Origin of the sequence: Actinokineospora sp. UTMC 2448 (assembly GCF_024760565.1) — a bacterium.
GTDB classification, from domain to species: Bacteria; Actinomycetota; Actinomycetes; order Mycobacteriales; family Pseudonocardiaceae; genus Actinokineospora; species Actinokineospora fastidiosa.
In genome coordinates, this window is the sequence record NZ_CP031087.1 from 5,092,764 (window position 1) to 5,117,062 (window position 24,299).

At 72.2% G+C, this 24,299-nt stretch carries 23 protein-coding genes; 3 read left to right on the plus strand and 20 right to left on the minus strand.

Annotated features, from left to right (window positions below):
* Nucleotides 1-54: 54 nt before the first annotated feature.
* The 14 genes from Actkin_RS23115 to Actkin_RS23180 form a co-directional block, all read right to left on the minus strand.
* A complete protein-coding gene (locus Actkin_RS23115) occupies nt 55-711 on the minus strand; it encodes a DUF2461 domain-containing protein (RefSeq protein WP_189211505.1) in 657 nt (218 codons plus the stop codon).
* On the minus strand, nt 708-1,448 hold the full coding sequence (locus Actkin_RS23120) for an aminotransferase class IV (protein ID WP_258904240.1): 741 nt from the start codon (nt 1,446-1,448) through the stop codon (nt 708-710). Before Actkin_RS23120 ends, Actkin_RS23115 begins: the two co-directional genes overlap by 4 nt.
* Nucleotides 1,449-1,467: 19 nt before the next feature.
* Nucleotides 1,468-1,842, minus strand: a complete 375-nt coding sequence (locus Actkin_RS23125; protein WP_189211507.1) for a PH domain-containing protein — start codon at nt 1,840-1,842, stop codon at nt 1,468-1,470.
* A gap of 94 nt (nt 1,843-1,936) precedes the next feature.
* Nucleotides 1,937-3,454, minus strand: a complete 1,518-nt coding sequence (locus Actkin_RS23130) for a substrate-binding domain-containing protein (RefSeq protein ID WP_189211508.1) — start codon at nt 3,452-3,454, stop codon at nt 1,937-1,939.
* A 113-nt stretch (nt 3,455-3,567) separates the two neighbouring features.
* Nucleotides 3,568-5,052, minus strand: a complete 1,485-nt coding sequence (locus tag Actkin_RS23135) for a glutamate synthase subunit beta (RefSeq protein ID WP_258904241.1) — start codon at nt 5,050-5,052, stop codon at nt 3,568-3,570.
* Entirely contained in the window at nt 5,045-9,568 is a 4,524-nt protein-coding gene (gene gltB, locus Actkin_RS23140) for a glutamate synthase large subunit (RefSeq protein ID WP_258904242.1), read from the minus strand. The genes Actkin_RS23135 and gltB overlap by 8 nt, the downstream gene beginning before the upstream one ends.
* 173 nt (nt 9,569-9,741) lie before the next feature.
* A complete protein-coding gene (locus Actkin_RS23145; RefSeq protein WP_189211511.1) occupies nt 9,742-10,497 on the minus strand; it encodes an SAM-dependent methyltransferase in 756 nt (251 codons plus the stop codon).
* A 16-nt stretch (nt 10,498-10,513) separates the two neighbouring features.
* A complete protein-coding gene (gene lgt, locus Actkin_RS23150) occupies nt 10,514-11,548 on the minus strand; it encodes a prolipoprotein diacylglyceryl transferase (RefSeq protein ID WP_258904243.1) in 1,035 nt (344 codons plus the stop codon).
* A gap of 48 nt (nt 11,549-11,596) precedes the next feature.
* Complete coding sequence (locus tag Actkin_RS23155; RefSeq protein WP_309569144.1) at nt 11,597-12,142, minus strand: Uma2 family endonuclease; 546 nt, start codon at nt 12,140-12,142, stop codon at nt 11,597-11,599.
* A gap of 139 nt (nt 12,143-12,281) precedes the next feature.
* The gene (trpA, locus tag Actkin_RS23160) at nt 12,282-13,076 is read right to left on the minus strand and encodes a tryptophan synthase subunit alpha (protein WP_396122811.1); all 795 of its coding nucleotides are present in this window, start codon (nt 13,074-13,076) and stop codon (nt 12,282-12,284) included.
* The gene (gene trpB, locus Actkin_RS23165; RefSeq protein WP_189211515.1) at nt 13,076-14,308 is read right to left on the minus strand and encodes a tryptophan synthase subunit beta; all 1,233 of its coding nucleotides are present in this window, start codon (nt 14,306-14,308) and stop codon (nt 13,076-13,078) included. The genes trpA and trpB overlap by 1 nt, the downstream gene beginning before the upstream one ends.
* On the minus strand, nt 14,305-15,114 hold the full coding sequence (gene trpC / locus Actkin_RS23170; RefSeq protein ID WP_189211516.1) for an indole-3-glycerol phosphate synthase TrpC: 810 nt from the start codon (nt 15,112-15,114) through the stop codon (nt 14,305-14,307). Before trpC ends, trpB begins: the two co-directional genes overlap by 4 nt.
* A 112-nt stretch (nt 15,115-15,226) precedes the next feature.
* The gene (locus Actkin_RS23175) at nt 15,227-15,721 is read right to left on the minus strand and encodes a Trp biosynthesis-associated membrane protein (protein WP_258904245.1); all 495 of its coding nucleotides are present in this window, start codon (nt 15,719-15,721) and stop codon (nt 15,227-15,229) included.
* Entirely contained in the window at nt 15,714-17,270 is a 1,557-nt protein-coding gene (locus tag Actkin_RS23180; protein WP_258904246.1) for an anthranilate synthase component I, read from the minus strand. Before Actkin_RS23180 ends, Actkin_RS23175 begins: the two co-directional genes overlap by 8 nt.
* Before the next feature lie 93 nt (nt 17,271-17,363).
* On the opposite strand from Actkin_RS23180, the gene Actkin_RS23185 reads away from it, so the two are divergent.
* Nucleotides 17,364-17,969 (plus strand): TetR/AcrR family transcriptional regulator, encoded by a 606-nt coding sequence (locus tag Actkin_RS23185; RefSeq protein WP_189211519.1) that lies wholly within the window; start codon nt 17,364-17,366, stop codon nt 17,967-17,969.
* On the opposite strand, the gene hisI is transcribed toward Actkin_RS23185, so the two are convergent.
* The 4 genes from hisI to Actkin_RS23205 all read right to left on the minus strand — a co-directional run bounded on the left by hisI (nt 17,966) and on the right by Actkin_RS23205 (nt 19,996).
* Nucleotides 17,966-18,304 carry a phosphoribosyl-AMP cyclohydrolase gene (gene hisI / locus Actkin_RS23190; protein WP_189211520.1) on the minus strand — a complete coding sequence of 113 codons (339 nt, stop codon included), beginning with the start codon at nt 18,302-18,304 and terminating at the stop codon, nt 17,966-17,968. The genes Actkin_RS23185 and hisI overlap by 4 nt on opposite strands.
* Complete coding sequence (locus tag Actkin_RS23195; protein ID WP_258904247.1) at nt 18,297-18,650, minus strand: PGF-CTERM sorting domain-containing protein; 354 nt, start codon at nt 18,648-18,650, stop codon at nt 18,297-18,299. The genes hisI and Actkin_RS23195 overlap by 8 nt, the downstream gene beginning before the upstream one ends.
* A complete protein-coding gene (gene hisF / locus Actkin_RS23200) occupies nt 18,647-19,405 on the minus strand; it encodes an imidazole glycerol phosphate synthase subunit HisF (protein ID WP_189211522.1) in 759 nt (252 codons plus the stop codon). The genes Actkin_RS23195 and hisF overlap by 4 nt, the downstream gene beginning before the upstream one ends.
* Before the next feature lie 66 nt (nt 19,406-19,471).
* Entirely contained in the window at nt 19,472-19,996 is a 525-nt protein-coding gene (locus Actkin_RS23205; RefSeq protein WP_189211523.1) for a hypothetical protein, read from the minus strand.
* A gap of 283 nt (nt 19,997-20,279) precedes the next feature.
* On the opposite strand from Actkin_RS23205, the gene Actkin_RS23210 reads away from it, so the two are divergent.
* Nucleotides 20,280-21,212, plus strand: a complete 933-nt coding sequence (locus Actkin_RS23210; RefSeq protein WP_258904248.1) for an NAD(P)/FAD-dependent oxidoreductase — start codon at nt 20,280-20,282, stop codon at nt 21,210-21,212.
* 342 nt (nt 21,213-21,554) lie between these two features.
* Here the strand turns inward: Actkin_RS23210 and Actkin_RS23215 are convergent, their stop codons facing one another.
* Complete coding sequence (locus tag Actkin_RS23215; RefSeq protein ID WP_258904249.1) at nt 21,555-21,770, minus strand: hypothetical protein; 216 nt, start codon at nt 21,768-21,770, stop codon at nt 21,555-21,557.
* 146 nt (nt 21,771-21,916) lie between these two features.
* On the opposite strand from Actkin_RS23215, the gene Actkin_RS23220 reads away from it, so the two are divergent.
* Nucleotides 21,917-22,630 (plus strand): S1 family peptidase, encoded by a 714-nt coding sequence (locus tag Actkin_RS23220; protein ID WP_258904250.1) that lies wholly within the window; start codon nt 21,917-21,919, stop codon nt 22,628-22,630.
* On the opposite strand, the gene Actkin_RS23225 is transcribed toward Actkin_RS23220, so the two are convergent.
* Nucleotides 22,627-24,231, minus strand: a complete 1,605-nt coding sequence (locus Actkin_RS23225; RefSeq protein WP_258904251.1) for an alkaline phosphatase D family protein — start codon at nt 24,229-24,231, stop codon at nt 22,627-22,629. The genes Actkin_RS23220 and Actkin_RS23225 overlap by 4 nt on opposite strands.
* Between the last annotated feature and the right edge of the window lie 68 nt (nt 24,232-24,299).

The following is a 24,299-nucleotide window of genomic DNA, read 5'->3' on the forward strand; positions in this document are numbered from 1 at the left end:
TCCCGAGATACCGGCCAGTAGGGCGAGTTTCGATTCAGAAAGTTCGACGGACGGTCACTTGCTGTCTGTGTGCGCTCCCACACGGTGACGGGCCCAGTCGTTGAACGGCCGCAGCTGCTGCCACGCCTTGCGCACCCGGGTCAGCGCGCCCCGCTCGTGGAGCGTGTCGTCGGGCGGCCACACCCGGGTCGCGTAGACCGAGCGGTACTGGAGCAGGTCCAGGTGCGGGTGGTCCTTGGCGAACCCGCGCGGCGCGGTGCGCATGCGGTCGCCGTGCAGCTCGAAGCCCTGCCTGACGAGCTTGTCGAGGATCGCCCGCAGCTCGGCGCCGCCGGTGTCGACGGCCTGGCGGTACCGGGCCAGCTGGTCGGGGGCCAGGTGGAAGCAGCCGCCGCCGACGCGCAGGCCGTCCGGGCTCACCTCGACGTAGTACGCCCCGCCGCCGCGCCCGGCCTCCACGACGCCGCCGCAGTGGGTCTTGTAGGGCGACTTGTCCTTGGCGAAGCGGACGTCGCGGTACGGCCGGAAGATCTTGCCCGGGCCGAGGCCGGGGGCGAACTCCGGCTCCAGCTCGGCGAGCAGCGCCTGCATGGGCGCGCGGACGTCGGACTCGTAGGTGGCCTTGTTCGCCTCCCAGTACGACTTGGAGTTGTCGACGACCAGGCCGTCGTAGAAGTCGATCGCGTACTCGCCGAACCCCGCGAACCTCACACGCGCTCCTCGGGCACGAGGTCGTGGGCGCGGCGCAGGATGGACGCGGTCTCGTCGTCGACGGCGTACTCGACGTCATCGATGCGGGTGATGGGCCGCACGGGCGCGAGCGCGTTGGTGGCGAACGCCGACCGGAAGCCCGCCAGGTCGTCGAGGGTGACCGGGCGGGTCTCGTGCTTGTGGCCGAGCCGGGTGAGCCCGTTCTGGATCAGCGCCGCGGACACCCCGGGCAGCGCGGGCGCGCTCGGCCAGACGATGGCGCCCGCGTCGTCGCGGAAGCAGATGTTCCAGGTAGCGCCCTCGGAGACCTCGTCGTCGGGGGCGAAGAGGGCGTCGTCGAACCCGGCCATCCTGGCCAGCCTGCGCTGGTAGAAGATCCCGAACGTGCCGACGTGCTTGACCTGCGGCAGGTCCCGGCGGTAGCCGGCCGTGCGCACGGCCAGCGTCGCGCTCTCCTCGGGCGGCGGGAAGGTCTCCACGACGACCGACAGCTCCTCGGGCGTCCCCGGGTCGCGCGGGTTGAAGTCCGGCGCGACCACGGTGACCTTGGCGGCCACCCGCTCGTCGCCGATCGCGGCCCGGATGGCCGCGCGCACGTCCTCCTCGGGCAGGCCCCGCCCGAACACCACCCACGCGTCGCGGTCGAGCCGCTCCAGGTGCCGGGCCAGCCCGCGCACCCGGCCGCGCTCGACCAGCATCGCCGTGTAGTGGCCGTAGTTGACCAATGCTGCGCTCACCTCGCGGAGTCTCGCACGCTCAGAGGCAGTGGGAGGCGATGAGGTGCCCGAGCGCCCGGATGTCGGCCTTGCCCCTGAACTCCAGCCGCACCTTGCCCAGCCCGCTGAACCACAGCTCCAGCTCGGCGTCGAGGTCGAAGGTGCCCGCGGTCTCCACCGAGAACGCCTGGACCTTGGCGAACGGCAGCGAGGTGAAGTCCCGCTTCTTGCCGGTCATGCCCTGCACGTTGACGGCGATGAGCCGCTTGTTCGTGAACACGACGAAGTCCCGCACCGACTTGAACGCGTAGAGCATGTCCTCGCCGTTGACCAGCAGCGGCGCCACGGACCCGCCGATGTCCTTGGGGTCACAGGGGGACAGCTTGAACACCGAAGCCTTGGAGAAGTCGATCATGCGGACAGCATAGGCCCGCGCAGGCCACCCGGCGGACACGGCGCGTCGACCAGGCGATGCGCTTGGGGCTGGCTCCGGGTACCGCCCTCGGCGCTCAGCAGAGGTCGCCGCGGAGGTCGAGGGCGCCGTCGACGCACGGGACGTAGCCGGAGCGGCGCAGGATGTTCTTCGTGGCGTCGGTCTCCATGTGCTTGATGAGCGCGTCGACCAGGCCGCCGGGCTCGGGCGGGCCGTAGGTGTAGAAGTACTCGACCGTCCAGAAGGGATAGCCGGTGCGGACGACCGAGTCGATGTCGGGCTCCTTGCCGTCGAGGCGGACCCGGGCGACGTGGGGGTAGTCGGCGGTGGCGGTGGTCTCGGCGTAGCCGATCGCGCCGGGGATGCGGTCGACCTCGCCGAGCAGGGCCGAGGTCGAGTTGCGCTCGCAGCGCAGCACCGGCGCGGCGCCCGCGAGGGGCGAGCGGTTCGCGCAGTCGGTCGAGGAGACGGCGGGCTCCTGGGCGCCCAGCACCTTGGTCTCGAACGCCTGGCGGGTGCCGGAGCCGGAGTTGCGGCTGACGATGCTGATCGGCAGGTCGTGGCCGCCGAGCTGGCGCCAGTTGGTGAGCCGCCCGTCGAAGACGGCGCGCACCTGGTCGCGGCTGAGCTGGGTGACGCCGACGGTCTTGTTGACCACGACCGAGAACGCCACGACGCCGATGGGGTGCGCCTTGAGGTTGGGGAACCCGGCTACCGGGTCGTCGGACATGGCCATCCGCCGCTCCCGCTGGGCGGGGTCCTCCCGGCCGAGGGTGTCCAGCTCGCGGACGCCGTCGAGGCTGCCCCGGCCCTCGACCCGCACGGACGCCTCGGGGCATTGCGCGGTGTAGGCGGTGATGATCTCGGTGGCCACCGGGGCGAACGCGCTGGACCCGGCGAGGACCACGTCCCCGTCCGCACAGGCGACCTGCGCGCCGGGCGACTTGCCGAGCGGGCTCAGCAGCAGCACCACGGACGCGCCGACGAGGGTGGACGCGATGCCGCCGAGCACCAGGCTGCGCCTGCTCGGCCCGTTGCCCCGGGTGGTGTCCCGCACGATCTTGCCGTCGGTGACGAAGCCGGTGCAGGTGACGCCGTCCTTCGTGCCCGCGGCCTCGGGCTTGCCGGAGAGCAGGACCAGCACCTTCATCCGGTCGCGCCGGTTGAGCGGGATCCTCGGCAGCGGCAGCTCCGCCCGCCCCACCGGCGGCCACTCGCCGTCGACCATCGCCCGCACCCCGTCGCCGACCTCGATGATCTGCGCGTCCACCACCGTCCGCCCGGCGAACCGCAACGTCAGCGGCGCGTCCCTGGGCACGTCGGTGACCTTGATGCTGGTGCTGCCGGTGTTCATGATCCGCACCAGCGCCAGACTGGGATCGACGACCGTCTCGTCGGCCTTCCGGTTGGTCAACCGCACATCGATCATGTCCGTCGCGTGCGGCGTCACCCCGATGGCGGTGTCCAGATGAACCCGATAACTCACCCGTTTGCGGCGCAGCCACAGCGACAGCAGATACCCGCCGAGGCTGAGCACCAGCGTGACCATGCCGACGAACGCTTCGAGGTTGTCACCAACCCATTTGGCTAACACACGGCCACGGTAAGGATCACCGGTATACGTCGATCACCCCTTCACCTGGCGTTCTCCTGATGTTCGCCCGAGCCCCGGAGTTGCCAACCGAGGCCGAGTCTCGCCATCGGCGATCACACCACCGAAAGCGGCAGTGCGGTCGGGTGCACGGGGGCGGGGAGGTCGGACGAGCCCGTCAGGTACGCGTCCACCGCGTGTGCCACCGAGCGGCCCTCTGCGATGGCCCACACGACCAGGGATGCGCCCCGGTGGGCGTCGCCGCAGACGAAGACGCCTGGGGTGGTCGTCTGCCAGTCGGGGCCGCAGGAGAGGGTGCCTCGGGGGGTGCGGGTCAGGTTGAGGTCGTCGAGCAGGGGCATGGGCTGCACGCCGGTGAAGCCGATGGCGAGCAGGACCAGGTCGGCGGGGAGTTCGTGGACGGTGTCGGAGGTCGGGACGACCTCGCGGACGCCGGTCACCGGGTCCTTGCGGACGCGGACCTCGCGGACGCGCACCGCCGACACCGCGTCCGTGCCTGCGAACTCCTCGACGGCGACGGCGAAGCGGCGTTCGCCGCCCTCCTCGTGCGCGGGGTAGGTGCGCAGCACCCACGGCCAGGTCGGCCACGGGGACCGCTCGTCGTCGCGGGTCTGCGGGGGACGCGGGTACTGGTCGAGCTGGGTCACCGACAGCGCGCCCTGGCGGACGGCGGTGCCGTAGCAGTCCGCTCCCGTGTCGCCGCCGCCGATGATGACCACGTGCTTGCCCCGCGCGTCGATGCGCGCCGGGCCGTCGCCCTCGCAGGCGCGGTTGGCGGTGACCAGGTGCTCCATCGCCAGGTGCACGCCCGGCAGCGACCGGCCCGGGATCTCCGGGGCGTCGCGGCCCTCCAGCGCGCCGACCGCCAGGACGACCGCGTCGTGGGCGGCGCGCAGCGCGGACACCGGCAGGGACGGGCCGCCGACCTCGCAGCCGGTCACGAACCGGGTGCCCTCGGCGCGCAGCTGCGCCAGGCGGCGGTCCAGCAGGCGCTTCTCCATCTTGAACTCGGGGATGCCGTAGCGCAGCAGGCCGCCGAGGCGGTCGTCGCGCTCGTAGACGGTCACCTCGTGCCCTGCGCGGGTCAGCTGCTGCGCGGCCGCGAGCCCGGCGGGTCCCGAGCCCACCACCGCGACCCGCCGCCCGGAGGACACAGTGGACACCCGGGCGGCCACGACGCCCTTCTCCCACGACATGTCCGCGATCGCGTTCTCCACGCGCTTGATCGCCACCGGCTCGCTGGAGATCGACAGCACGCAGGCCGCCTCGCACGGCGCGGGGCACAGCCTGCCGGTGAACTCGGGGAAGTTGTTGGTGGCGTGCAGGCGGTGGCTCGCCGCTTGCCAGTCGCCTCGGCGGACGAGGTCGTTCCACTCCGGGATGAGGTTGCCCAGCGGGCACCCGGCCGACCCGGAGTGGCAGAACGGGATGCCGCAGTCCATGCAGCGCGTCGCCTGCTCGCGCACCGCGTCCGCGTCGTCCGGCCGGTACACCTCGCGCCAGTCGGCGGCGCGCTCGGCCACCGGCCGCTTCGGGATGTCGGCCCTGGGGTAGCGCAGGAAGCCCTCGGGGTCAGCCACGGGACGCCTCCATGATCGCGGTGTCGATGTCGCGGCCCTCGGCCCGTGCCAGCCGCATCGCGGCCAGGACGCGCTGGTAGTCCCGCGGCATGACCTTGGTGAAGCCCGCCGCCCGCCGGGTCCAGTCGCCGAGCAGGGACGCCGCGACCGGGGAGCCGGTCAGCTCGCGGTGGCGGGCCACGACCTCCCGCAGCGCGCGCAGGTCGTCCGCGCCCGGCCGCTGCAGCTCCACCATGTCGGGGTTGACGTCGCGCGGGTCCAGGTCCAGCACGTACGCCACGCCGCCGGACATGCCCGCGGCCAGGTTGCGGCCGGTCGCGCCCAGCACGACGGCCACCCCGCCGGTCATGTACTCGAAGGCGTGGTCGCCCACCCCCTCGGCCACGATCGTCGCCCCGGAGTTGCGCACCCCGAACCGCTCCCCCACGCACCCGCGCAGGTACACCTCGCCGGACGTCGCGCCGTAGGCGATGACGTTGCCCGCGATCACCTGCCGCTCGGCGGCGAAGCGCGCGTCCGGGTGCGGGCGCACGACAACGCGGCCGCCGGAAAGGCCCTTGCCCACATAGTCGTTGGCGTCGCCGACCAGGTCGATGGTGATGCCGCGCGGCAGGAACGCGCCCAGCGACTGCCCCGCCGAGCCGGTCAGCGTCACCCGGATGGTGTCGTCGGGCAGGCCGTCACCGCCGTAGCGGCGGGTGACCTCGGCGCCCAGCAGCGTCCCGACGGTCCGGTTGACGTTGCGCACCGGCAGGTCGAGCCGCACCGGGTGGGCGTCCTCCAGCGCCGCCTCGGCCAGCTGCACCAGCGTGCGGTCCAGCGCCTCGGCCAGCCCGTGGTCCTGCGCGCGCACCCGCCGCCTGCTCGTCCCGTACGGCGCGGGCGGGACGGCGAAGACCGGCGCGAGGTCCAGTCCCGCGGCCTTCCAGTGCTCCACCGCGTCGTCGGTGTCCAGCAGCTCGGCGTGCCCGATGGCCTCGTCCAGCGTGCGCAGGCCCAGCGACGCCAGGATCTCGCGGACCTCCTCGGCGACGAACCGGAAGTAGTTGACCACGTGCTCGGCCTGCCCGGTGTAGCGCTTGCGCAGCTCCGGGTTCTGCGTGGCCACCCCGACCGGGCAGGTGTCCAGGTGGCACACCCGCATCATCACGCAGCCCGCGACGACCAGCGGCGCGGTCGCGAAGCCGTACTCCTCCGCGCCCAGCAGCGCGGCGACCACCACGTCCCGCCCGGTCTTCAGCGCGCCGTCGACCTGCACGGTGATGCGGTCGCGCAGGCCGTTGAGCACCAGCGTCTGCTGCGTCTCGGCGAGCCCGACCTCCCACGGCGTGCCCGCGTGCTTGAGCGAGTTCAGCGGGGAGGCGCCCGTCCCGCCGTCGTGCCCGGAGATCAGCACGACATCGGCGTGCGCCTTCGACACGCCCGCCGCGACCGTGCCCACGCCCAGCTCCGACACCAGCTTCACGTGGACGCGCGCGTGCTCGTTGGCGTTCTTGAGGTCGTGGATGAGCTGCGCCAGGTCCTCGATGGAGTAGATGTCGTGGTGCGGCGGCGGCGAGATCAGCCCGACGCCCGCGGTGGAGTGCCGGGTCCTGGCGATCCACGGGTACACCTTGTTCGGCGGCAGCTGGCCGCCCTCGCCGGGCTTGGCCCCCTGCGCCATCTTGATCTGCAGGTCATCGGCGTTGACCAGGTACTCGCTCGTCACGCCGAAGCGGCCGGAGGCGACCTGCTTGATCGCCGAGCGCCGCTCGGGGTCGTAGAGCCGGTCGACGTCCTCGCCGCCCTCCCCCGTGTTGGAGCGCCCGCCGATCCGGTTCATCGCGATGGCCAGCGTCTCGTGCGCCTCGGCCGAGATCGAGCCGTAGGACATCGCCCCGGTGGTGAACCGCTTGAGGATCGCCTCGACCGGCTCGACCTCCTCCACCGGGATCGGCGGCCGGTCGGACGTCAGCCGGAACAGCCCGCGCAGCGCGCCGCCCTCGCGGTTGAGCCGCTCCACCTCGTCGACGTAGCGGCGGTAGACGTCCGCGCGGCCGGACTTCGAGGCGTGCTGGAGCAGGAACACCGTCTCCGGGGTGAACAGGTGCAGCTCGCCCTCGCGGCGGTAGGCGTACTCGCCGCCGGTGTCGAGCCTGCGGTGCTCGCGGTCGGTCGGGTTGTCCGGGTGCGCGCGCCGGTGCCTGGCCAGCGCCTCCCGGGCGACGACGTCCAGCCCGACGCCGTCCAATTTGGACACCGTGCCGGTGAAGTACTCGTCCAGCACGTCCTGGGCCAGGCCGAACGCCTCGAACACCTGCGCTGCGGTGTAGGCGCCGACGGTCGAGATGCCCATCTTGCTCATGATCTTGAGCACGCCCTTGACCAGGGCGGTGACGTAGTTGCGGATCGCCACCCTCGGCTCGACGCCGGTGATCGCGCCCTGCGCGATGAGGTCCTCGATGGTCTCGAACGCCAGGTACGGGTTCACGGCGGCGGCGCCGTAGCCCAGCAGCAGCGCGATGTGGTGCACCTCGCGCGCGTCGCCGCTCTCCACCACCAGCGCGACACGCAGGCGCTCCTTGGTGCGCACCAGGTGGTGGTGCACAGCGGAGACCAGCAGCAGCGACGGGATCGGCGCCATCCGGTGGTCGGAGTCGCGGTCGGACAGGACCAGCGTGCGCGCCCCCGCCGCGATGGCCTCCGATGCCTCCCGGCGCACCCGCGCGACCGCGTCGGCGAGCGCCTGCCCGCCGCCGTCCACCTCGTACAGTCCGGACAGGACGGTGCAGGCGAAGCCGGGGAGGTCGCCGTCGTCATTGACGTGGATGAGCTTGGCCAGCTCGTCGTTGTCGATGACCGGGTAGGGCAGCTGGATGTGGCGGCAGGACGCCGGTCCCGGCTCCAGCAGGTTCTGCTCCGGGCCCATAATGCGCTGCACGCTGGTGACGATCTCCTCGCGGATGGCGTCCAGCGGCGGGTTGGTGACCTGGGCGAAGTTCTGCTTGAAGTAGTCGTAGAGCAGCCGGGGCCGCTGCGACAGCGCGGCGGGCGGGGTGTCGGTGCCCATGGAGCCGATCGGCTCGGAGCCGCTGACCGCCATCGGGGTCAGCAGGATCTTCAGCTCCTCCTCGGTGTAGCCGAAGGTCTGCTGGCGGCGCACCACGGACTCGTGCGTCTGCACGACGTGCTCGCGGTCGGGCAGGTCGGCGATGGTGAGCAGGCCCGCGTGCAGCCACTCCTCGTACGGCAGCTCGGCGGCCAGCCCGGCCTTGACCTCGTCGTCGTCGACGATCGCGCCCGCCGCGGTGTCGATGAGGAACATGCGGCCCGGCCGCAGCCTGCCCTTGGCCACGACCTGGTCCGGCGGCACGTCGAGCACGCCCGTCTCGCTGGCCAGCACCACCCGGTCGTCGGCGAGGTGCCACCAGCGGGCCGGACGCAGCCCGTTGCGGTCGAGCACGGCGCCCACAACCGTCCCGTCGGTGAAGGTGACGCAGGCCGGACCGTCCCACGGCTCCATCAGGCTGGAGTGGAACTGGTAGAAGGCGCGGCGCGCGGGGTCCATCGTGGCGTGGTTCTCCCACGCCTCCGGGATCATCATCAGCACGGCGTGCGGCAGCGACCGGCCGCCGAGGTGCAGCAGCTCCAGCACCTCGTCGAAGGACGCCGAGTCCGACCCGTCGGGGTCCACGACCGGGAACAGCCGGGTCAGGTCGCCGGGGATGAGGTCGCTGGCCAGCAGCGCCTCGCGGGCGCGCATGCGGTTGCGGTTGCCGCGGATCGTGTTGATCTCGCCGTTGTGGGCGACGTAGCGGAACGGGTGCGCCAGCGGCCACGACGGGAACGTGTTGGTCGAGAACCGCGAGTGCACCAGGGCGATCGCGGTCACCAGGCGCGGGTCGACCAGGTCGCGGAAGAAGCGCGGCACCTGCGCGGTGGTCAGCATTCCCTTGTAGACCATGGTGCGGCTGGACAGCGACGGGAAGTACATGCCGCACCCGGCCGCCGCGCTCTCCCGCTCGGCGCGCTTGCGCAGGGCGAACACCCGCCGGTCCAGCTCGACGCCGTGCCCGTCCCCGGTGACGAACAGCATGGCGAAGTGCGGCATGACGCCGCGCGCGGTGGGCCCGATCCCGGCGCCGTCCGGGTCGACGGGCACGTCCCGCCAGCCGAGGACGGTCAGGCCCTCCTCGTCGGCGATCCGGTGCACGGTCTCCTTGGCCGCCGTCTGGTCGTCGGCGGGCAGGAAGGCGATGCCCGCCGCGTAGCGGCCGGGCGCGGGCAGGTCGAAGGGGACGTCCGCGCGCAGCAGCTCGTCGGGGAGCTGCACGAGGATGCCCGCGCCGTCGCCGCTGGTCGGCTCGGCGCCCGCGGCCCCCCGGTGCTCCAGGTTGGCCAGCGCGGTCAGCGCGTCCACCACGATCCCGTGCGACCGCCGTCCCCGCACGTCCGCCACCATGGCGACGCCGCAGGCGTCGTGCTCGGCGGCGGGGTCGTAGAGCCCCTGCGGGCGCGGCAGGGCGGAGAAGATCATCGCGTAGGGCCCCCTTGGCGTCTCGCGCTCAGGAACGTGATGGAGGACTTGTCACGGCTGGGCACGGGACTACGGCGGCCCGCGTGTCTACTGAGACTAACAGCCTGGAAACGTGCTCGACATCGGATGAACCGGCCTTCAGTGTAACCGATTCGTCGCTGAGCGCGATAAACCTAGGTTCGGGCCACCACGAGCGGGAACGCGAACGTGCGCCCGGCGTCGGCGTCGAGCATCTCCACGGTCTCGGTCGACATCCTGCGTACGAACTCCGTCTTGCCGTGCTCGGCGCACGCCAGCGACCAGGCGCGCCAGTTCTCGACGGCGTTCGGCGCCTCCCTGGCCGACAGGACCGTCACCTGCCCGGGGCGCGACCAGTGGGTCCGCCACCACTCGGCGGTGTGGAAGACGGCGAAGTCGTGCTCCCAGTACCGCTCCAGCCACGGCGGCGGGGTGACGACCTCCGTCCGCACGCCCGGCACGGCGACGCCGATGTAGCCGCCCTTGCGGACGAACGGGGCCAGGTAGGGCAGGTAGAGGTCGTCGGTGCCGAAGTACTGGTAGGCGTCGACGCTGATGGCGGCGTCGAAGTAGCCCTTGGCGAACTTGAGGTCGTGCGCCTCGGCGTGGATGGGGAAGACCCGGTCGTCGACACCCGCCTCGGTGAACCGGCGCAGGTTGTCCGTCGGCTTGACCCACAGGTCGCAGGCGAAGACCTGCACGCCGTACTCGCGGGCCAGGAACACCGAGGTCAGGCCCTGGCCGCAGCCGAGGTCGAGCACGCGGTCGCCGGTGCGCAGCGGCAGGTCGGCGAGCAGGTCCTCCAGCAGCCACAGCGGGTTGGGGCCCATGCAGCCCTCGATCATCCACATGGGGTCGTACGCGGCGGAGCGGGGGTAGGCGGGCAGGCGGAGTGAAGCGAGGTCGGTCATGGTCGGGGCAGGGCCGTCAGTCGCGCTTGTCCGCGGTCGCGGACGCCTCTTCGCCGTTGGGCTCGTCCTCGCGGTCGGCGCGCTCGCCGTCCTCGTCGGCCGCCCGCTCGCCGTCCGTCGCGCGCTCCCCGTCGGTCACGGCCGTGCCGTCCGCATGAGCCTCCCGGAGCGCGGCCAGGTCCTCCCGGGGGCCGCGCTTGCGGGCGATGACGAAGTACGCGACCGCGCCCAGGAACAGCAGGATCGAGGTCCAGACGTTGACCCGCACGCCGAACACCAGGGTGGCCTCGTCGGTGCGCATGAGCTCGATCCACGTGCGGCCGAGGGTGTAGCCGGCGACGTAGAGGGCGAACACCCGGCCGTGCCCGAGGCGGAAGCGCCGGTCGGCCCAGACGATGACCAGGGCCACGGCGACGTTCCACAGCAGCTCGTAGAGGAACGTCGGGTGCACCGGGCTGCCGTTGATGAGCGTGTGGTCGACGGCGACGCCGTTGAGCGGGTCCTCGACGCCGAACTCGTTGACCCTGCGGTACAGCTCCAGGCCCCAGGGCAGGTCGGTCGGGGCGCCGTAGAGCTCCTGGTTGAAGTAGTTGCCGAGGCGGCCGATGGCCTGCGCGACGACGATGCCGGGCGCGATGGCGTCGGCGAACGCGGGCAGCGGCACGCCTCGCCGCTTGCACCCGATCCAGGCGCCCACCGCGCCGAGCGCGATCGCGCCCCAGATGCCGAGCCCGCCCTCCCAGATCTTGAGGGCGTCGAGGGGGTTCTTCCCCTCCCCGAAGTACCGGTGGTAATCGGTCGCCACGTGGTAGAGCCGCCCGCCGACCAGCCCGAACGGCACCGCGAACACGGCCACGTCCAACACGGTCCCCGCCGCCCCACCCCGCGCGACGAACCGCTTCTCCCCCCACCAGATGGCCACCACGATGCCCGCAATGATGCACAGCGCGTAGGCGCGCAGGGGGAAGCTGATGAACCCGAGGTCGACCTCCCACACCCCGCGGTCGGGGCTGGGGATGGACGCCAGGACCAGGCTTGAGGCGCTCGTCACGCGCCCACCGTAGCCACCGCGCGTTCGGTCCCGGTGAGGAGGTGCCCCTCAGTCGAGTTTGACGGCCACGGGGACGGGTTCGGTCAGCATGAGCACGCCCAGCATGGGTTCACCGACAGGCTCATAGCGACCATGCTCGCCCAGCCGGAAGAGGTCCGTTCGCACGGGCGAGACCGGCGGATCGATGACGACGTAGTGCTGGATGCCCGCCTCCGCGTACAGCTCGCGTTTGCGGTTCCGATCGGTGGCCCGGGAGGAGGGGGACACGATCTCCACCACCATGAGCACGTCGTCCGCTTCGAAGAACAACGCGTCCCGTCCGCAGGCGTCGACCACCGCCAGGTCGGGGATCAGCATGGTGGACATGTTCAGAAGGACGTTGACGCCGGTGAACACCTCCATCGTCGGAGGCAGCGCGGCGTCGATGCCGACCAGGACCCGGCGCTCCACCCGCTGGTGCGGGATCGAGGGCGCCGGGCTCACGAGGAGCGAGCCGTCGTCGAGTTCCACCCGCTCGCCCCGGTCCTCGGGGAGCATGAGGAACTCTCCCAGGGTCCACCTGCGCGGAGGTCGGTAGAACGGGTCGCTTGGCATGGCCACTCCGGGTCACCTCCGAGGTCAACCAGTGCCAGGCCAGTCTGGCACGCCGCATGCGGGAGCACGAACCACATGCGCGGAGTATCGAGACCGTCACCGGCAGAAACAGTGGCCGGTCAGGGGCGGAAAGCCGAGCTCACCCGATCGTGGAAGGGGTGCGGCGGACGCCCTGGGCCAGTTCCTCCGTCAGCGCCCGCACGCCCGCGACGCCGTCGGTGGTCGCGCTGGTGACGTAGGCCGAGCCGACGATCACGGCGTCGGCGAAGGCCGCCACCTCCGCGGCCTGGGCCCCCGACCGCACGCCCAGGCCCACGCCGATCGGCAGGGTCGTGTGCTCGCGGGTGCGGGCCACCAGGCCCTCGGCCGCCGAGCCCACCTGGTCGCGCGCGCCGGTCACGCCCATGACCGCTGTGGCGTACACGAAGCCCGACGACGCCTCCACCGTGCGCGCGATGCGCTCGGGGGAGGACGACGGGGCCACCAGGAAGATGCGGTCCAGGCCGTGCGCTTCCGAGGCCGCCATCCAGTCGTCGGCCTCGTCGGGGACCAGGTCGGGGGTGATGATGCCCAGCCCGCCCGCCGCGGCGAGGTCGCGGGCGAACGCGTCGACGCCGTACCGCAGGACCGGGTTCCAGTACGTCATCACCACGGCCCGCCCGCCCGCGGCGGAGACCTGCTCCACCACGGTGAACAGCGACTTGAGCCGGAAGCCCGCCGACAGCGCCGTCTCCGCGGCCGCCTGGATCGTGGGCCCGTCCATCACCGGATCGGAGTACGGGACGCCGACCTCGACGAGGTCGCAGCCCGCGTCGACCATGCCGCGCAGCAGGTCGACGGAGCCGTCGACGGTCGGGAAGCCCGCGGGCAGGTACCCCACCAGCGCGGCGCGGCCCTCGGCGCGCACCTCGGCGAACAGCGGCTCCAGGCCCATCACGACTCCCCAAACCCGAAGTACTTCGCCGCCGTGTCCATGTCCTTGTCGCCGCGGCCGGACAGGTTCACCAGCACCAGCCCCTCCGGCCCCAGCTCGCGGCCGAGCACGAGCGCGCCCGCCAGGGCGTGCGCGGACTCGATCGCCGGGATGATGCCCTCGGTCCGCGCCAGCAGCCGGAACGCGTCCATGGCCTCGGCGTCGGTCGCCACGCGGTACTCGGCGCGGCCGGTGTCTTTGAGGAACGAGTGCTCCGGCCCGACGCCGGGGTAGTCCAGGCCAGCCGAGATCGAGTACGCCTCGATGGTCTGCCCGTCGTCGTCCTGCAGCAGGTAGGACATCGCCCCGTGCAGCACGCCCGGCGTGCCCTCCGACAGCGTCGCCCCGTGCTCGCCGGACTCGATGCCGTGCCCGCCCGGCTCGATGCCGACCAGCCGGACGCCGGGGTCGTCGACGAACCCGTGGAAGATGCCGATCGCGTTCGACCCGCCGCCGACGCACGCGGTCACCACGTCGGGCAGGCGGCCCGCCTGGTCGAGGATCTGCGCGCGGGCCTCCGCGCCGATGACGCGGTGGAAGTTGCGCACCATCAGCGGGAACGGGTGCGCGCCAGCTGCGGTGCCCAGCAGGTAGTGCGTGGTGTCCACATTGGTCACCCAGTCGCGGAGCGCCTCGTTGATGGCGTCCTTGAGCGTGCGCGACCCGGACTTCACCGGGATCACCTCGGCGCCGAGCAGCCGCATCCTGGCCACGTTCAGCGCCTGCCGCTCGGTGTCGACCTCGCCCATGTAGACGACGCAGTCCAGGCCCAGCAGCGCGCACGCCGTCGCGGTGGCCACGCCGTGCTGGCCCGCTCCGGTCTCGGCGATGACCCGCTTCTTGCCCATCCGCTTGGTGAGCAGCGCCTGGCCCAGCACGTTGTTGATCTTGTGGGAGCCGGTGTGGTTGAGGTCCTCGCGCTTGAGGAACACCCGCGCGCCGCCCGCGTGCTCGGCGAAGCGCGGCGCCTCGGTCAGCAGCGACGGCCGACCGGCGTAGTCGCGCAGCAGCCGGTTGAACTCGTTGACGAACTCCGGGTCGAGCCGGGCCTTGTCGTACTCGGCGGCCAGCTCGTCCAGGGCGCCGATCAGCGCCTCCGGCATGTAGCGGCCACCGAAGATGCCGAAGTGGCCGCGCTGGTCCGGGTCGTGCGCGCTGTGCGCGTGCGCGTCGAAGTCGGGCTTGTCGTTCATCGGCTCGGCCTCGGGCAGGCGGGGTGCGATCCGGCGGTCACCAGTTGCTGGAGCGCCGCCTTGGGGTCACCGGAGGTGACCAGTCCTTCACCGACGAGCACGGCGTCGGCGCCCGCGCCCGCGTACGTCATCAGGTCGCTCGGCCCGCGCACGCCCGACTCGGCGATCTTCACGGTCTCGAACGGCAACCCGGGCGCGAGGCGGCCGAACACGTCGCGGTCGACCTCCAGCGTGTGCAGGTTCCGGGCGTTGACGCCGATGACCGACGCGCCCGCCTCCAGCGCGCGGTCGGCCTCCTCCGCGGTGTGCACCTCGACCAGCGCGGTCATGCCCAGCGACTCGACGCGGTCGAGCAGGGAGGCCAGCACCGGCTGCTCCAGCGCGGCCACGATCAGCAGGACCATGTCCGCGCCGTGCGCCCGCGCCTCGTGCACCTGGTAGGGGGAGATAACGAAGTCCTTGCGCAGCAGGGGAACATCCACCATCGCGCGCACGGCGTCGAAGTCGGCCAGCGAGCCGCCGAAGCGGCGCTGCTCGGTCAGCACGCTGATGACGCGCGCGCCCGCGTCGGCGTAGTCCTTGGCCAGCGACGCCGGGTCGGCGATGGCTGCCAGGTCGCCCTTGGACGGGCTGGCCCGCTTGACCTCGGCGATGACCCCGACGTCCGAGCCGCGCAGGGCGGCGTGGGCGTCCCGGGCGGGCGGGGCCTTGGCGGCCAACTGCTTGATGGTCTCGAACGGGACCAGCGCCTCACGCGCGGCGAGGTCCTCCCGGACACCGTTGACGATGGACTCAAGGATGCTCATGCGGCACCCTCGATCGTTGTGTTGCTCGTGTAATCCCTCACAAGCACTGCCCCTTCCCGCCGGTTCGATGCTAACTCCGGGGCCGTTGGCCACTCCGAACCGGGTAGGCGCTTCACCGCTCCAAGTCGGTGGGATCATCACCATCGCTGAGCGACTGCCACAAGTCCGGTTGCGTCTTCCTGCCGCTCGCCGGCGCCGAGTAGCGCGATCCCATACGGGGCATCCGATGCCCGCTCACCGCGACGACCGCGCCCGCCACCGCCATCAGCGCACCGCCCGCGACGGCCGCCGCCGAGCCCCAGGACGCCGATTCCGCGCCCAGGCCGACCCAGACGGGATACACCGCCGCGGCGACCACGACCGGTCCCAGCAGCCTGCGCCAGACGCCCGCGAGCGCCAGCAGTCCGGCGATGGCCGCCAGCGCCAGCAGCGCGACCGGGACGAGCGCGGGCGCGACCTCGGAACCGGGCGTGTCCACCACGATCGGCACGTCGCTGCCCGGCCGGGGCCGGGTGCGCCCGCCCCAGGCCAACGCCGATGCGGCCCAGAGCGCACCGGCGGCGAGCACCAGGGCCAGCAGCGCGGTCCAGAGTGGACGCTTAGCCATCCGTCGGCACGGCCGGGCGCATGGTCCCGGCGGTCGCGATGGCGGCCAGCACCGCGCCCGCCTTGTTGACGCACTCGGTGTCCTCCGAGCGGGGGTCGGAGTCGGCCACGATCCCGGCCCCGGCCTGCACGTACGCCACGCCGTCGCGGATCAGCGCGGTGCGGATGGCGATCGCGGTGTCGCCGTCGCCCGCGAAGTCCAGGTAGCCGACGACGCCGCCGTAGAGGCCGCGCCTGGTCGGTTCCAGCTCCTCGATCAGCTCCATCGCCCTGGGCTTCGGCGCGCCGGAGAGCGTCCCGGCGGGGAAGCAGGCGGCGACGGCGTCGAAGGCCGTCTTGCCCGGGGCCAGCTCGCCGGTCACCGTCGAGACGATGTGCATCACGTGGCTGTAGCGCTCGACGCGGAAGAAGTCGACCACGTGCACGGTGCCCGGCGCGCACACCCGGCCCAGGTCGTTGCGACCCAGGTCGACGAGCATGACGTGCTCGGCGCGCTCCTTCTCGTCGGCGAGCAGGTCCTTCTCCAGGATCTGGTCCTCGTCCGGGTCGACCCCGCGCCAGCGGGTGCCCGCGATCGGGTGCGTGGTCGCCCGGCCGTCGCGCACGGTGACCAGCGCCTCCGGGCTGGAGCCGACGATGTCGAAGCCGTCGAGCCGCAGCAGGTACATGTACGGGCTGGGGTTGGTGGTGCGCAGCACGCGGTAGACGTCGAGTGGGTCGGCGTCGGTCTCGACCTCGAAGCGCTGGGAGAGCACCACCTGGAACACCTCGCCCGCCCGGATGGCCTCCTTGGCCGTGCGCACGGCGTCCTGGAAGTCCTCGGGCGTGCGCCTGCGCCGGTAGACCGGCTGCGGGCGGGTGAAGACGGTGGCCGACGGCGGCGACGGGGTCTGGAGCGCGACGGTCATCCCGTCGAGGCGGGCGACGGCGTCGTCGTAGGCGGCGTCCACGCCCTCGGGCGCGTTGTCCCAGTTCACCGCGTTGGCGATGAGCGTGATGGTGCCCTCGTGGTGGTCGAGCGCGGCGAGGTCGGTGGCCAGCAGCATGACCATCTCCGGCAGCCGCAGGTCGTCCTCGGTCAGCTCGGGCAGCCGCTCCAGGCGGCGCACCGAGTCGTAGCCGATGAAGCCGACCATGCCGCCGGTCAGCGGGGGCAGGTCGGGCAGCGGGTCGGTGTGCAGGACCCGGACGGCCTCGCGCAGCGCCTCCATGGGGTCGCCGCCGGTGGGCAGCCCGACCGGCGGCGTGCCGGTCCAGCGGGCCTCGCCGCCGACGGAGGTGAGCGCCGCGGGGCTGTGCACGCCGACGAACGACCAGCGCGACCAGGAGCGGCCGTTCTCGGCCGACTCGAACAGGAACGTGCCGGGGCGGTCCCCGGCGAGCTTGCGGTAGACCCCCACGGGGGTCTCCGCGTCGGCCAGCACCCGGCGCACCACGGGGATCACCCTGCGGTCCGCGGCGAGGGCGTGGAACTCCTCGCGGGTGGGGCTCACCTCGCCCATGCCGGTGGAGACCGGGTAGCGCGGTTGCACACCGATTGCACTCACCATGCGCGTCATTCTGCCGTGTCGGGGGCGGCCAGCGGCCCCTGGCCTAATTCAACATGTGTTGAGCGCAGGATCGCGGTGGGTCATGATGGGACGGTGACCGCCGAGCCAGAACGCCGCCGCGGCCGCCGCCCCGGCGGGGCCGACACCCGTGCCGCCCTGCTGACCGCCGCCCGCGCGGTGTTCACCGAGAGCGGCTACGACGGCGCCACAGTACGCGCCATCGCCCGCCGGGCGGGCGTCGACCCCGCCATGGTCAACCACTGGTTCGGCGGCAAGGAGGCGCTGTTCGCCGAGGCGGTGCTGCACCTGCCGTTCAACCCCAAGGCGCTCATCGCCGAGATCCTCAAGGGCGACCGGGAGGTGCTGGGCGAGCGGATCATCCGCACCTTCCTGACCAACTGGGACGCCCAGGACGGCGGGGTGTTCGCGGCGATGATCCGCAGCGTGTCCGCCCACGAGCAGGTGGCCAACGCGCTGCGGGAGTTCTTCGTCCACCAGGTCTTCGGCCAGATCGTGAGCGCGATGCACGACGACGGCAGCGCGCTGCTGCGGGCCAACCTGGTGGCCAGCCAGATGATCGGCCTGGGCATGGTGCGCTACGTGGCGCGCTTCGACCCGGCCTCGACCGCGGACGTGGAGACGCTGGTGGCCGCCATCGGGCCGACCATCCAGCGGTACCTGACCGGGCCGATCGGCTAGAGCAGCGAGATCCCGTCGAAGCAGGTGCGGGTGCCGGTGTGACAGGCAGGCCCCTCCTGGTCGACGACCAGCAGGACCGTGTCGCCGTCGCAGTCCAGCCGGACCTCGTGGACCCGCTGGGTGTGCCCGGAGGTCTCGCCCTTCTCCCAGAGCCTGCCCCGGCTGCGGGAGAAGTACGTGGCCCTGCGGGTCGTCAGGGTGCGGTGCAGCGCCTCGTCGTCCATCCAGGCGACCATCAGGACCTCGCCCGTGCCGCGCTGCTGGGCGACCGCGCACACCAGCCCGTCGGCGTTGCGCTTGAGCCGCCCGGCGACAGCCGGGTCGAGGTCACTCATGGGGCACTCCCTGCAGATGTTCGCGCGCGGGCTTGGTCAGCACCAGGATCGCGGCGTAGATATGGGCGGCGGCCAGGACCCCGGACAGCACGCGGAATCCCCAGTGCACGTCGCCCAGGGCGATCAACATGTGGGCCAGAGCGATGAGCCCGGCGGCGACAAAGGCGGCCATCCCCCCGGAGTGCCAGCGCGCGACCAGCCCCGCGGCCGCCAGCAGCCCGATCACCGCGACGATGACGGGGAAGGTCAGCGCGGCCGCGTCGCGCAGCGCGCCCGCCCCGACGAACAGGACCGCGCCCGCGACGAAGACGGCGATCGGGACGCGGATCTCCAGCGGGCGGCTCACCGGACCTCCACGCCGGAGGCCCGCAGGGTGTCCTTGACCTCGGGGATGCGCAGCTCGCCGAAGTGGAAGACGCTGGCGGCCAGCACGGCGTCGGCGCCCTCGGCGACCGCGGGCGGAAAATGCTCCAGCGCGCCCGCGCCGCCGCTGGCGATCAGCGGCACGTCGACCGCGGCCCGCACCAGGCGGATCAGCTCGAGGTCGAAGCCCGCCTTGGTGCCGTCGGCGTCCATGGAGTTGAGCAGGATCTCCCCGACGCCCAGTTCCTGGCCGCGGGCGGCCCACTCGACGGCGTCGATGCCGGTGCCGCGCCTGCCGCCGTGCGTGGTCACCTCGAAGCCGGACGGGGTCTCGGCGCGGCGGGCGTCCACCGACAGCACGACGCACTGCGCGCCGTAGCGGTGCGATGCCTCGCGGAGGAACTCCGGGCGGGCGATCGCGGCGGTGTTGATGCTGACCTTGTCCGCGCCCGCGCGCAGCAGTTTGTCGACGTCGTCGACGGTGCGCACGCCGCCGCCGACGGTCAGCGGGATGAACACCTGCTCGGCGGTGCGGCGCACGACGTCGTAGGTCGTCTCGCGCTCGCCGGATGACGCGGTGACGTCGAGGAAGGTCAGCTCGTCTGCGCCCTCGGCGTCGTAGGCGGCCGCCAGCTCGACGGGGTCGCCCGCGTCGACGAGGTCGGTGAAGTTGACGCCCTTCACCACGCGTCCCGCGTCGACGTCCAGACATGGGATGACCCGCACTGCCACAGCCATGCCCCAAGCGTACGAGAACGGCCGCCGCGACCAGCGGGAAGGGCCGTCCGGTCCGATGTGGAGCGATCAGACCGGGCGGGTCTCCCTGCGCACCTGGTCGACCAGCGCGCGCAGGTCCTCCAGCAGGTGCTTGACGGCGACGCGCACCTCCTCCAGCTTGAGGTCGCGGTCCACTTGGGCCGCCTCCCTGCCCTGGGCCCCGCGCCACCGGCTCTGCGCGCGCCTGCCGAGCACGGCGGCCCTGCGCACGAGGGCGACGACGGGTCCGTTGGCCTTCACCAGTTCCCGGCGGACCTGCACGAGCCCGGCCTGCAGCCGGTGGTGGGTGGTGCCGACGCCGAGGCGCACCATCTCCTCGGCCATGCGCGTCTGCTTGAGCACGTCGTCGCCCACCGCGAACAGCCCGCTCACCTCGGCCAGCCGCGCCGAGCCGTCCCCGCCCGCCTCGATCGCGGCCAGGGTGGCGTCCCAGGCGTCGATGGCCGCCTGGACGAGTTCGACGAAGCCGACGACAGCCGGGTCCGCGCGCAGCTGGCGGCGGTCTTCCCCTAGGCCGTCCAACAGTGTGGACAGTGCTGCAGCAGCGGACATCGCGACCTCTTCTCGATCAGGCGCGGCCCAAAATAGCGATCTCCGCCGGGGCGGGATACCTCTTCTCGGAGGAACTATCCGCCGCCGGAACCGCCCGCCGAGCGGCGACCGGACGGCGGTCCGCGCCTGCGGATCGGGGTGCGTTCGCTTGATGATCTTGAATCGCGGGCGGCGCGGAACCGACTCCACACGCGACACGGGTGGCAGCGGTCGCGGCTGGATCATCTTGCTGTTTCGGCAACAAAGTTTGTCAGGACGGCATCGGCTGGCGCACTGTCGTGTCATGACACGACAGCGGTACAACGTGGTGATCGTCGGCGGCGGCGCGGCGGGCCTGAGCGCGGCCCTCCTCCTCGGTCGGGCCCGCCGCTCGGTGCTGGTGGTGGACGGCGGCGAGCCCCGCAACGCCCCCGCGGCCCACATGCACGGCTTCCTGTCCCGCGACGGCCTGCCGCCGCGGGAGTTGTTGGCGATCGGACGGGAGGAGGTGCGGCGGTATGGGGTCGAGGTCCACCAGGGCCACGTCCTGTCGGTGTCCGAGGACCTCACCGTCGAGATCGACAACCGCCCACCCGTCCACGCCCGACGCGTGCTCCTGGCAACCGGCATGCGCGACGAACTGCCCCCCATCCCCGGCCTCCGGGACCGCTGGGGCCGAGACGTCCTGCACTGCCCGTACTGCCACGGCTGGGAAGTCCGGGACTCGGAGATCGCGGTACTGGCGACGGGGCCCGCGAGCATCCACCAGGCGTTGATGTTCCGGCAGTGGACGCCGAACCTCACCCTGCTGACCCACACCCACCCGCGCCCCACGGACGTGGACGCCGCAAAGCTGGCGGCAAGGGGAATCTTAGTGGTCCCCGGCGAGGTGACAGCCCTGGAAATCCGGGACGACGCCCTGACCGGAGTCCGCCTACACAACGGTGTCGTGCTCCCGGTGCGCGCGCTAGCGGTAGCCCCCCACTTCTCCCCCCGCCTGCCCGCGACCGCCCTAACCCCGACACCCCACCCGAACGGAATGGGCACCCACATCCCCACGGACGCCACCGGCCGCACCGCCATCCCCGGCCTGTGGGCCGCAGGCAACATCACCGACCCCATGGCCACCGTCCCCGACGCCACAGCCGCAGGCGCCACAGCCGCCCGAGCCCTCAACGCCGACTTGATCACCGAGGACACCGACCTAGCCCTCCGCGCCACCCCCCAAATGATCTGACCATCCGACCCAACTCAGATGCCCACACCATCCCAATCCCAGATGCCCACATCATCCGAATGACGTCACCATCTCAAACCCAGATGACCACACCATCCGGACGACAGAACCACCTCAATCGAGATGACCCCACCATCTGGATGACGTGACCATCTGAACGGTGCCATTCCAAGCCCAGGCACCCGATCCAGATGGCGTGATCATCCGAAATTCAGATGGTGGCATCATCGGAACCGCCTCCCCCTCCGCCCCAGGCGGGCCAGCCAGCCAACAGGGCTCACAAGGGCAAGCCCGGCCAGCCCACCGAGCCTGCACCCTGCTGGGCTCACCGGGCCGCAGGACCTACCACGCCTGCCGGGCTTGCCGCGCCACCTGCCAGGCCTGCCAGCGCGCCTGCCGGGCCTGCCGCGCGCCAGCCGCCAGGCTTGTCGGGCCGCCTACCAGGCCTGCCGCGCCTGCCGGCCTGCCGCGCGCCACCTGCCAGGCCAGCCGGGCAGCGCGCCGCGTCTGCCAGGCCTGCCGCGCCAGCTGCCGGGCTGGCCGTTCAGATGATGACATCATCTCGATCGTCGTTCGAATGATGTGGTCATCTGTGGGTCGAGCCTCTCGGCCAGTGAGATGGCAATGGTGAGGGCCGAATGGCGGTGCCTCGGCGGGGGTGGGCGTTCCTACCTTCGCAAGTGCCGCCGTCTTGGGGAGGTCCCGTGATCGCCGCTGCTGCCGCCGTGCTCGCCCTGTTGGCCCCCGCCGCGCCGGTCGCCGTGGCGGACGGGGCGGATGCCGCGCCCGCCGTGCCTGTTGGCGCGGCCACCGCGCCAGGCAACGCGGCCACCGTGCCGGGCAGCGCGGCCGCCGGGCCGGTTGGTGAGGGCGCCGGGCCGGTTGGTGAGGGCGCCGTTGGACCCTCCGCGCCCATCGTGGGGGGTGATCCGTTCTACCTCGATGGGCGGCGGTGCGTCGTGGGGTTCAACGCGAAGACCTCTACTGGTGCGCATCGGCTCCTGGTCAGTGGGGCGTGCACCGGTTCCTCCCGGGCGATCGACGTCATCCTGCCGCCCAAGGGGTCCACCTCCACCCCGCTGGTGCGCGGGCCAGGCGGCACCATCACCGTGCGCGGGGTCAGGCAGGCGCCCGTGGGGGCCGCCGTGTGCGCCAGTGGGCCCACCACCGGATGGCGGTGCGGCACCATCCAGGCCAAGAACGTGACCATCACCTTCCCCGGCGGCACCCTCTACGGCCTCACCCGCACCTCCATCTGCTCCGAGCCTGGCGACCACGGCAGGCCGGTGATGGCCGGGGATCAGGCGCAGGGGATCACGGTCGGGGGGAGCGGCAACTGCACCTCCGGCGGCACTACCTACTTCATGCCGCTCCCCCCGACCCTGTCCGCCTACGACCTGACCCTGCACACCGCCTAGGAGCTGACCTTCTGCGTCCCGCTCAGCGTCGCCAGGGACTTGGCGTGGCGGACGCCCGAGGTGGGGCTGAGGCGGTCGGCCAGGTAGTACCAGTCGACCTGGACGCGGGCCCGGGACACGTCCACCACCGAGTACCCGTGCGAGTCCAGTTCGACGTACTTGAGGTGCCAGTTGCGCGCCGCCAGTGCGGCCTCCGCGACCGGCGACAGCGAGCGCGGCGGCACGTTCAGCAGGTCGTCGATGTTGTCGCTGGTCACCGACGGCGTGACGAACTCGACGGCGGCGCTGTTGCCGTTCCACCAGTAGCTCGACCGGTCCAGCGGCACGTCCGCGCCCCACGAGGTGTGGATGTCGCCGGTGAGGAAGACGGTGTTGCCGATCCGGTTGTCCTTCAGGTGCCCCAGCAGCTCCTGCCGGTCGGCGGTGTAGCCGTCCCACGCGTCGGCGTTGGCCGCGACGCTGCCGACCGGGAGGCCGAGCAGTTCGCCGAGGGCCTCCAGGAAGCGGGACTCGATGTTGCTCAGCGAGATCGGGGTGACCATCACCGAGTTGCCGACGAGCTTCCACCGCGCGTCGGTCACCAGGCCGGACTTCAGCCACGCCATCTGCGGGTCGCCGGTGATCGTGCGCGCCGGGTCGTTCGGGTCGCCCTGCGACGGCGTCGTCTGCTTGGACCGGTAGCTGCGCAGGTCCAGCAGCGACAGCTCGGCCAGGCGCCCCCAGCGGAACCGGCGGTAGATCTCACCCTTCGGACCCTGCCGCACCGGCATCCACTCGAAGTACGCCTGGTGCGCCGCGGCTTTCCTGGCGCTCCACGGGCCTTCGCCCGGCTGGTGGTTCTCCGCGCCGTCGGACCACGCGTCGTTGGCGTACTCGTGGTCGTCCCACGTGATGAACCACGGCTTGGCAGCGTGCAGCGCCTGCAGGTCGGGGTCGGACTTGTAGAGGGCGTGCCGCTGCCGGTAGTCGGCCAGCGTCAGCATCTCGTGCGCGGGCACGTGCGGGCGAATGGTGACGCCGCGCGCGCCGTACCCGCCGACCGGGTACTCGTAGAGGTAGTCGCCGACGTGCAGCACGCCGTCGAGGTCGGCGCGCGCCGCGAGGTGGCGGTAGCTGGAGAAGTAGCCCGCCTGCCAGTTGGAGCAGGAGACCAGGCCCAGCTTGAGCCCATCGACGTCGGCGTCCGGGGCGGGTGCGGTGGCGGTCCGCCCGGTCGCGGACGCGACGCCGTCGAGCAGGAACCGGTAGTGGTACGCCGTCGCGGGCGCCAACCCGCCCGCGTCGACCTTGACGGTGTGGTCGCGCTCGGGCCCGGTGGTGACCGCGCCCGAGGAGACGACGTCGGCGAACGCGGCGTCCAGCGCCACCTCCCAGCGCACCTCGACGCTGGGGCCGACGCCGGAGCCCGGCGTCGATTCGGGCGTGGGCGTCACCCGGGTCCACAGCAGGACCCGGTCGGGAAGCGGGTCGCCGGAGGCGACGCCGTGCGCGAACTGCGGCACGGCCGCGGCGGCGCGGGCGGCGAGCGCGGCGGGGACCAGCAGGGCCCCGCCTGCGACGGCCGACGTGCGGAGGAACGTGCGGCGAGTGGTGGGAGTCACGCCTGCCAGTGGTACACCGGCAAGGTTTCTGTCACACCCGCTACTCGGGTGAATTACCGCCGAACTCC

Excerpts from the sequence above, each read along its gene's own strand:
- Actkin_RS23125 (WP_189211507.1), bottom strand. The coding sequence starts at position 1,842 with ATGATCGACTTCTCCAAGGCTTCGGTGTTCAAGCTGTCCCCCTGTGAC.
- gltB (WP_258904242.1), bottom strand. The coding sequence starts at position 9,568 with ATGATCTTCTCCGCCCTGCCGCGCCCGCAGGGGCTCTACGACCCCGCC.
- Actkin_RS23145 (WP_189211511.1), bottom strand. The coding sequence starts at position 10,497 with ATGACCGACCTCGCTTCACTCCGCCTGCCCGCCTACCCCCGCTCCGCC.
- Actkin_RS23155 (WP_309569144.1), bottom strand. The coding sequence starts at position 12,142 with ATGCCAAGCGACCCGTTCTACCGACCTCCGCGCAGGTGGACCCTGGGA.
- trpA (WP_396122811.1), bottom strand. The coding sequence starts at position 13,076 with ATGGGCCTGGAGCCGCTGTTCGCCGAGGTGCGCGCCGAGGGCCGCGCC.
- trpB (WP_189211515.1), bottom strand. The coding sequence starts at position 14,308 with ATGAACGACAAGCCCGACTTCGACGCGCACGCGCACAGCGCGCACGAC.
- trpC (WP_189211516.1), bottom strand. The coding sequence starts at position 15,114 with ATGAGCATCCTTGAGTCCATCGTCAACGGTGTCCGGGAGGACCTCGCC.
- Actkin_RS23175 (WP_258904245.1), bottom strand. The coding sequence starts at position 15,721 with ATGGCTAAGCGTCCACTCTGGACCGCGCTGCTGGCCCTGGTGCTCGCC.
- Actkin_RS23180 (WP_258904246.1), bottom strand. The coding sequence starts at position 17,270 with ATGGTGAGTGCAATCGGTGTGCAACCGCGCTACCCGGTCTCCACCGGC.
- hisI (WP_189211520.1), bottom strand. The coding sequence starts at position 18,304 with ATGAGTGACCTCGACCCGGCTGTCGCCGGGCGGCTCAAGCGCAACGCC.
- hisF (WP_189211522.1), bottom strand. The coding sequence starts at position 19,405 with ATGGCTGTGGCAGTGCGGGTCATCCCATGTCTGGACGTCGACGCGGGA.
- Actkin_RS23205 (WP_189211523.1), bottom strand. The coding sequence starts at position 19,996 with ATGTCCGCTGCTGCAGCACTGTCCACACTGTTGGACGGCCTAGGGGAA.
- Actkin_RS23210 (WP_258904248.1), top strand. The coding sequence starts at position 20,280 with ATGACACGACAGCGGTACAACGTGGTGATCGTCGGCGGCGGCGCGGCG.
- Actkin_RS23215 (WP_258904249.1), bottom strand. The coding sequence starts at position 21,770 with ATGTCATCATCTGAACGGCCAGCCCGGCAGCTGGCGCGGCAGGCCTGG.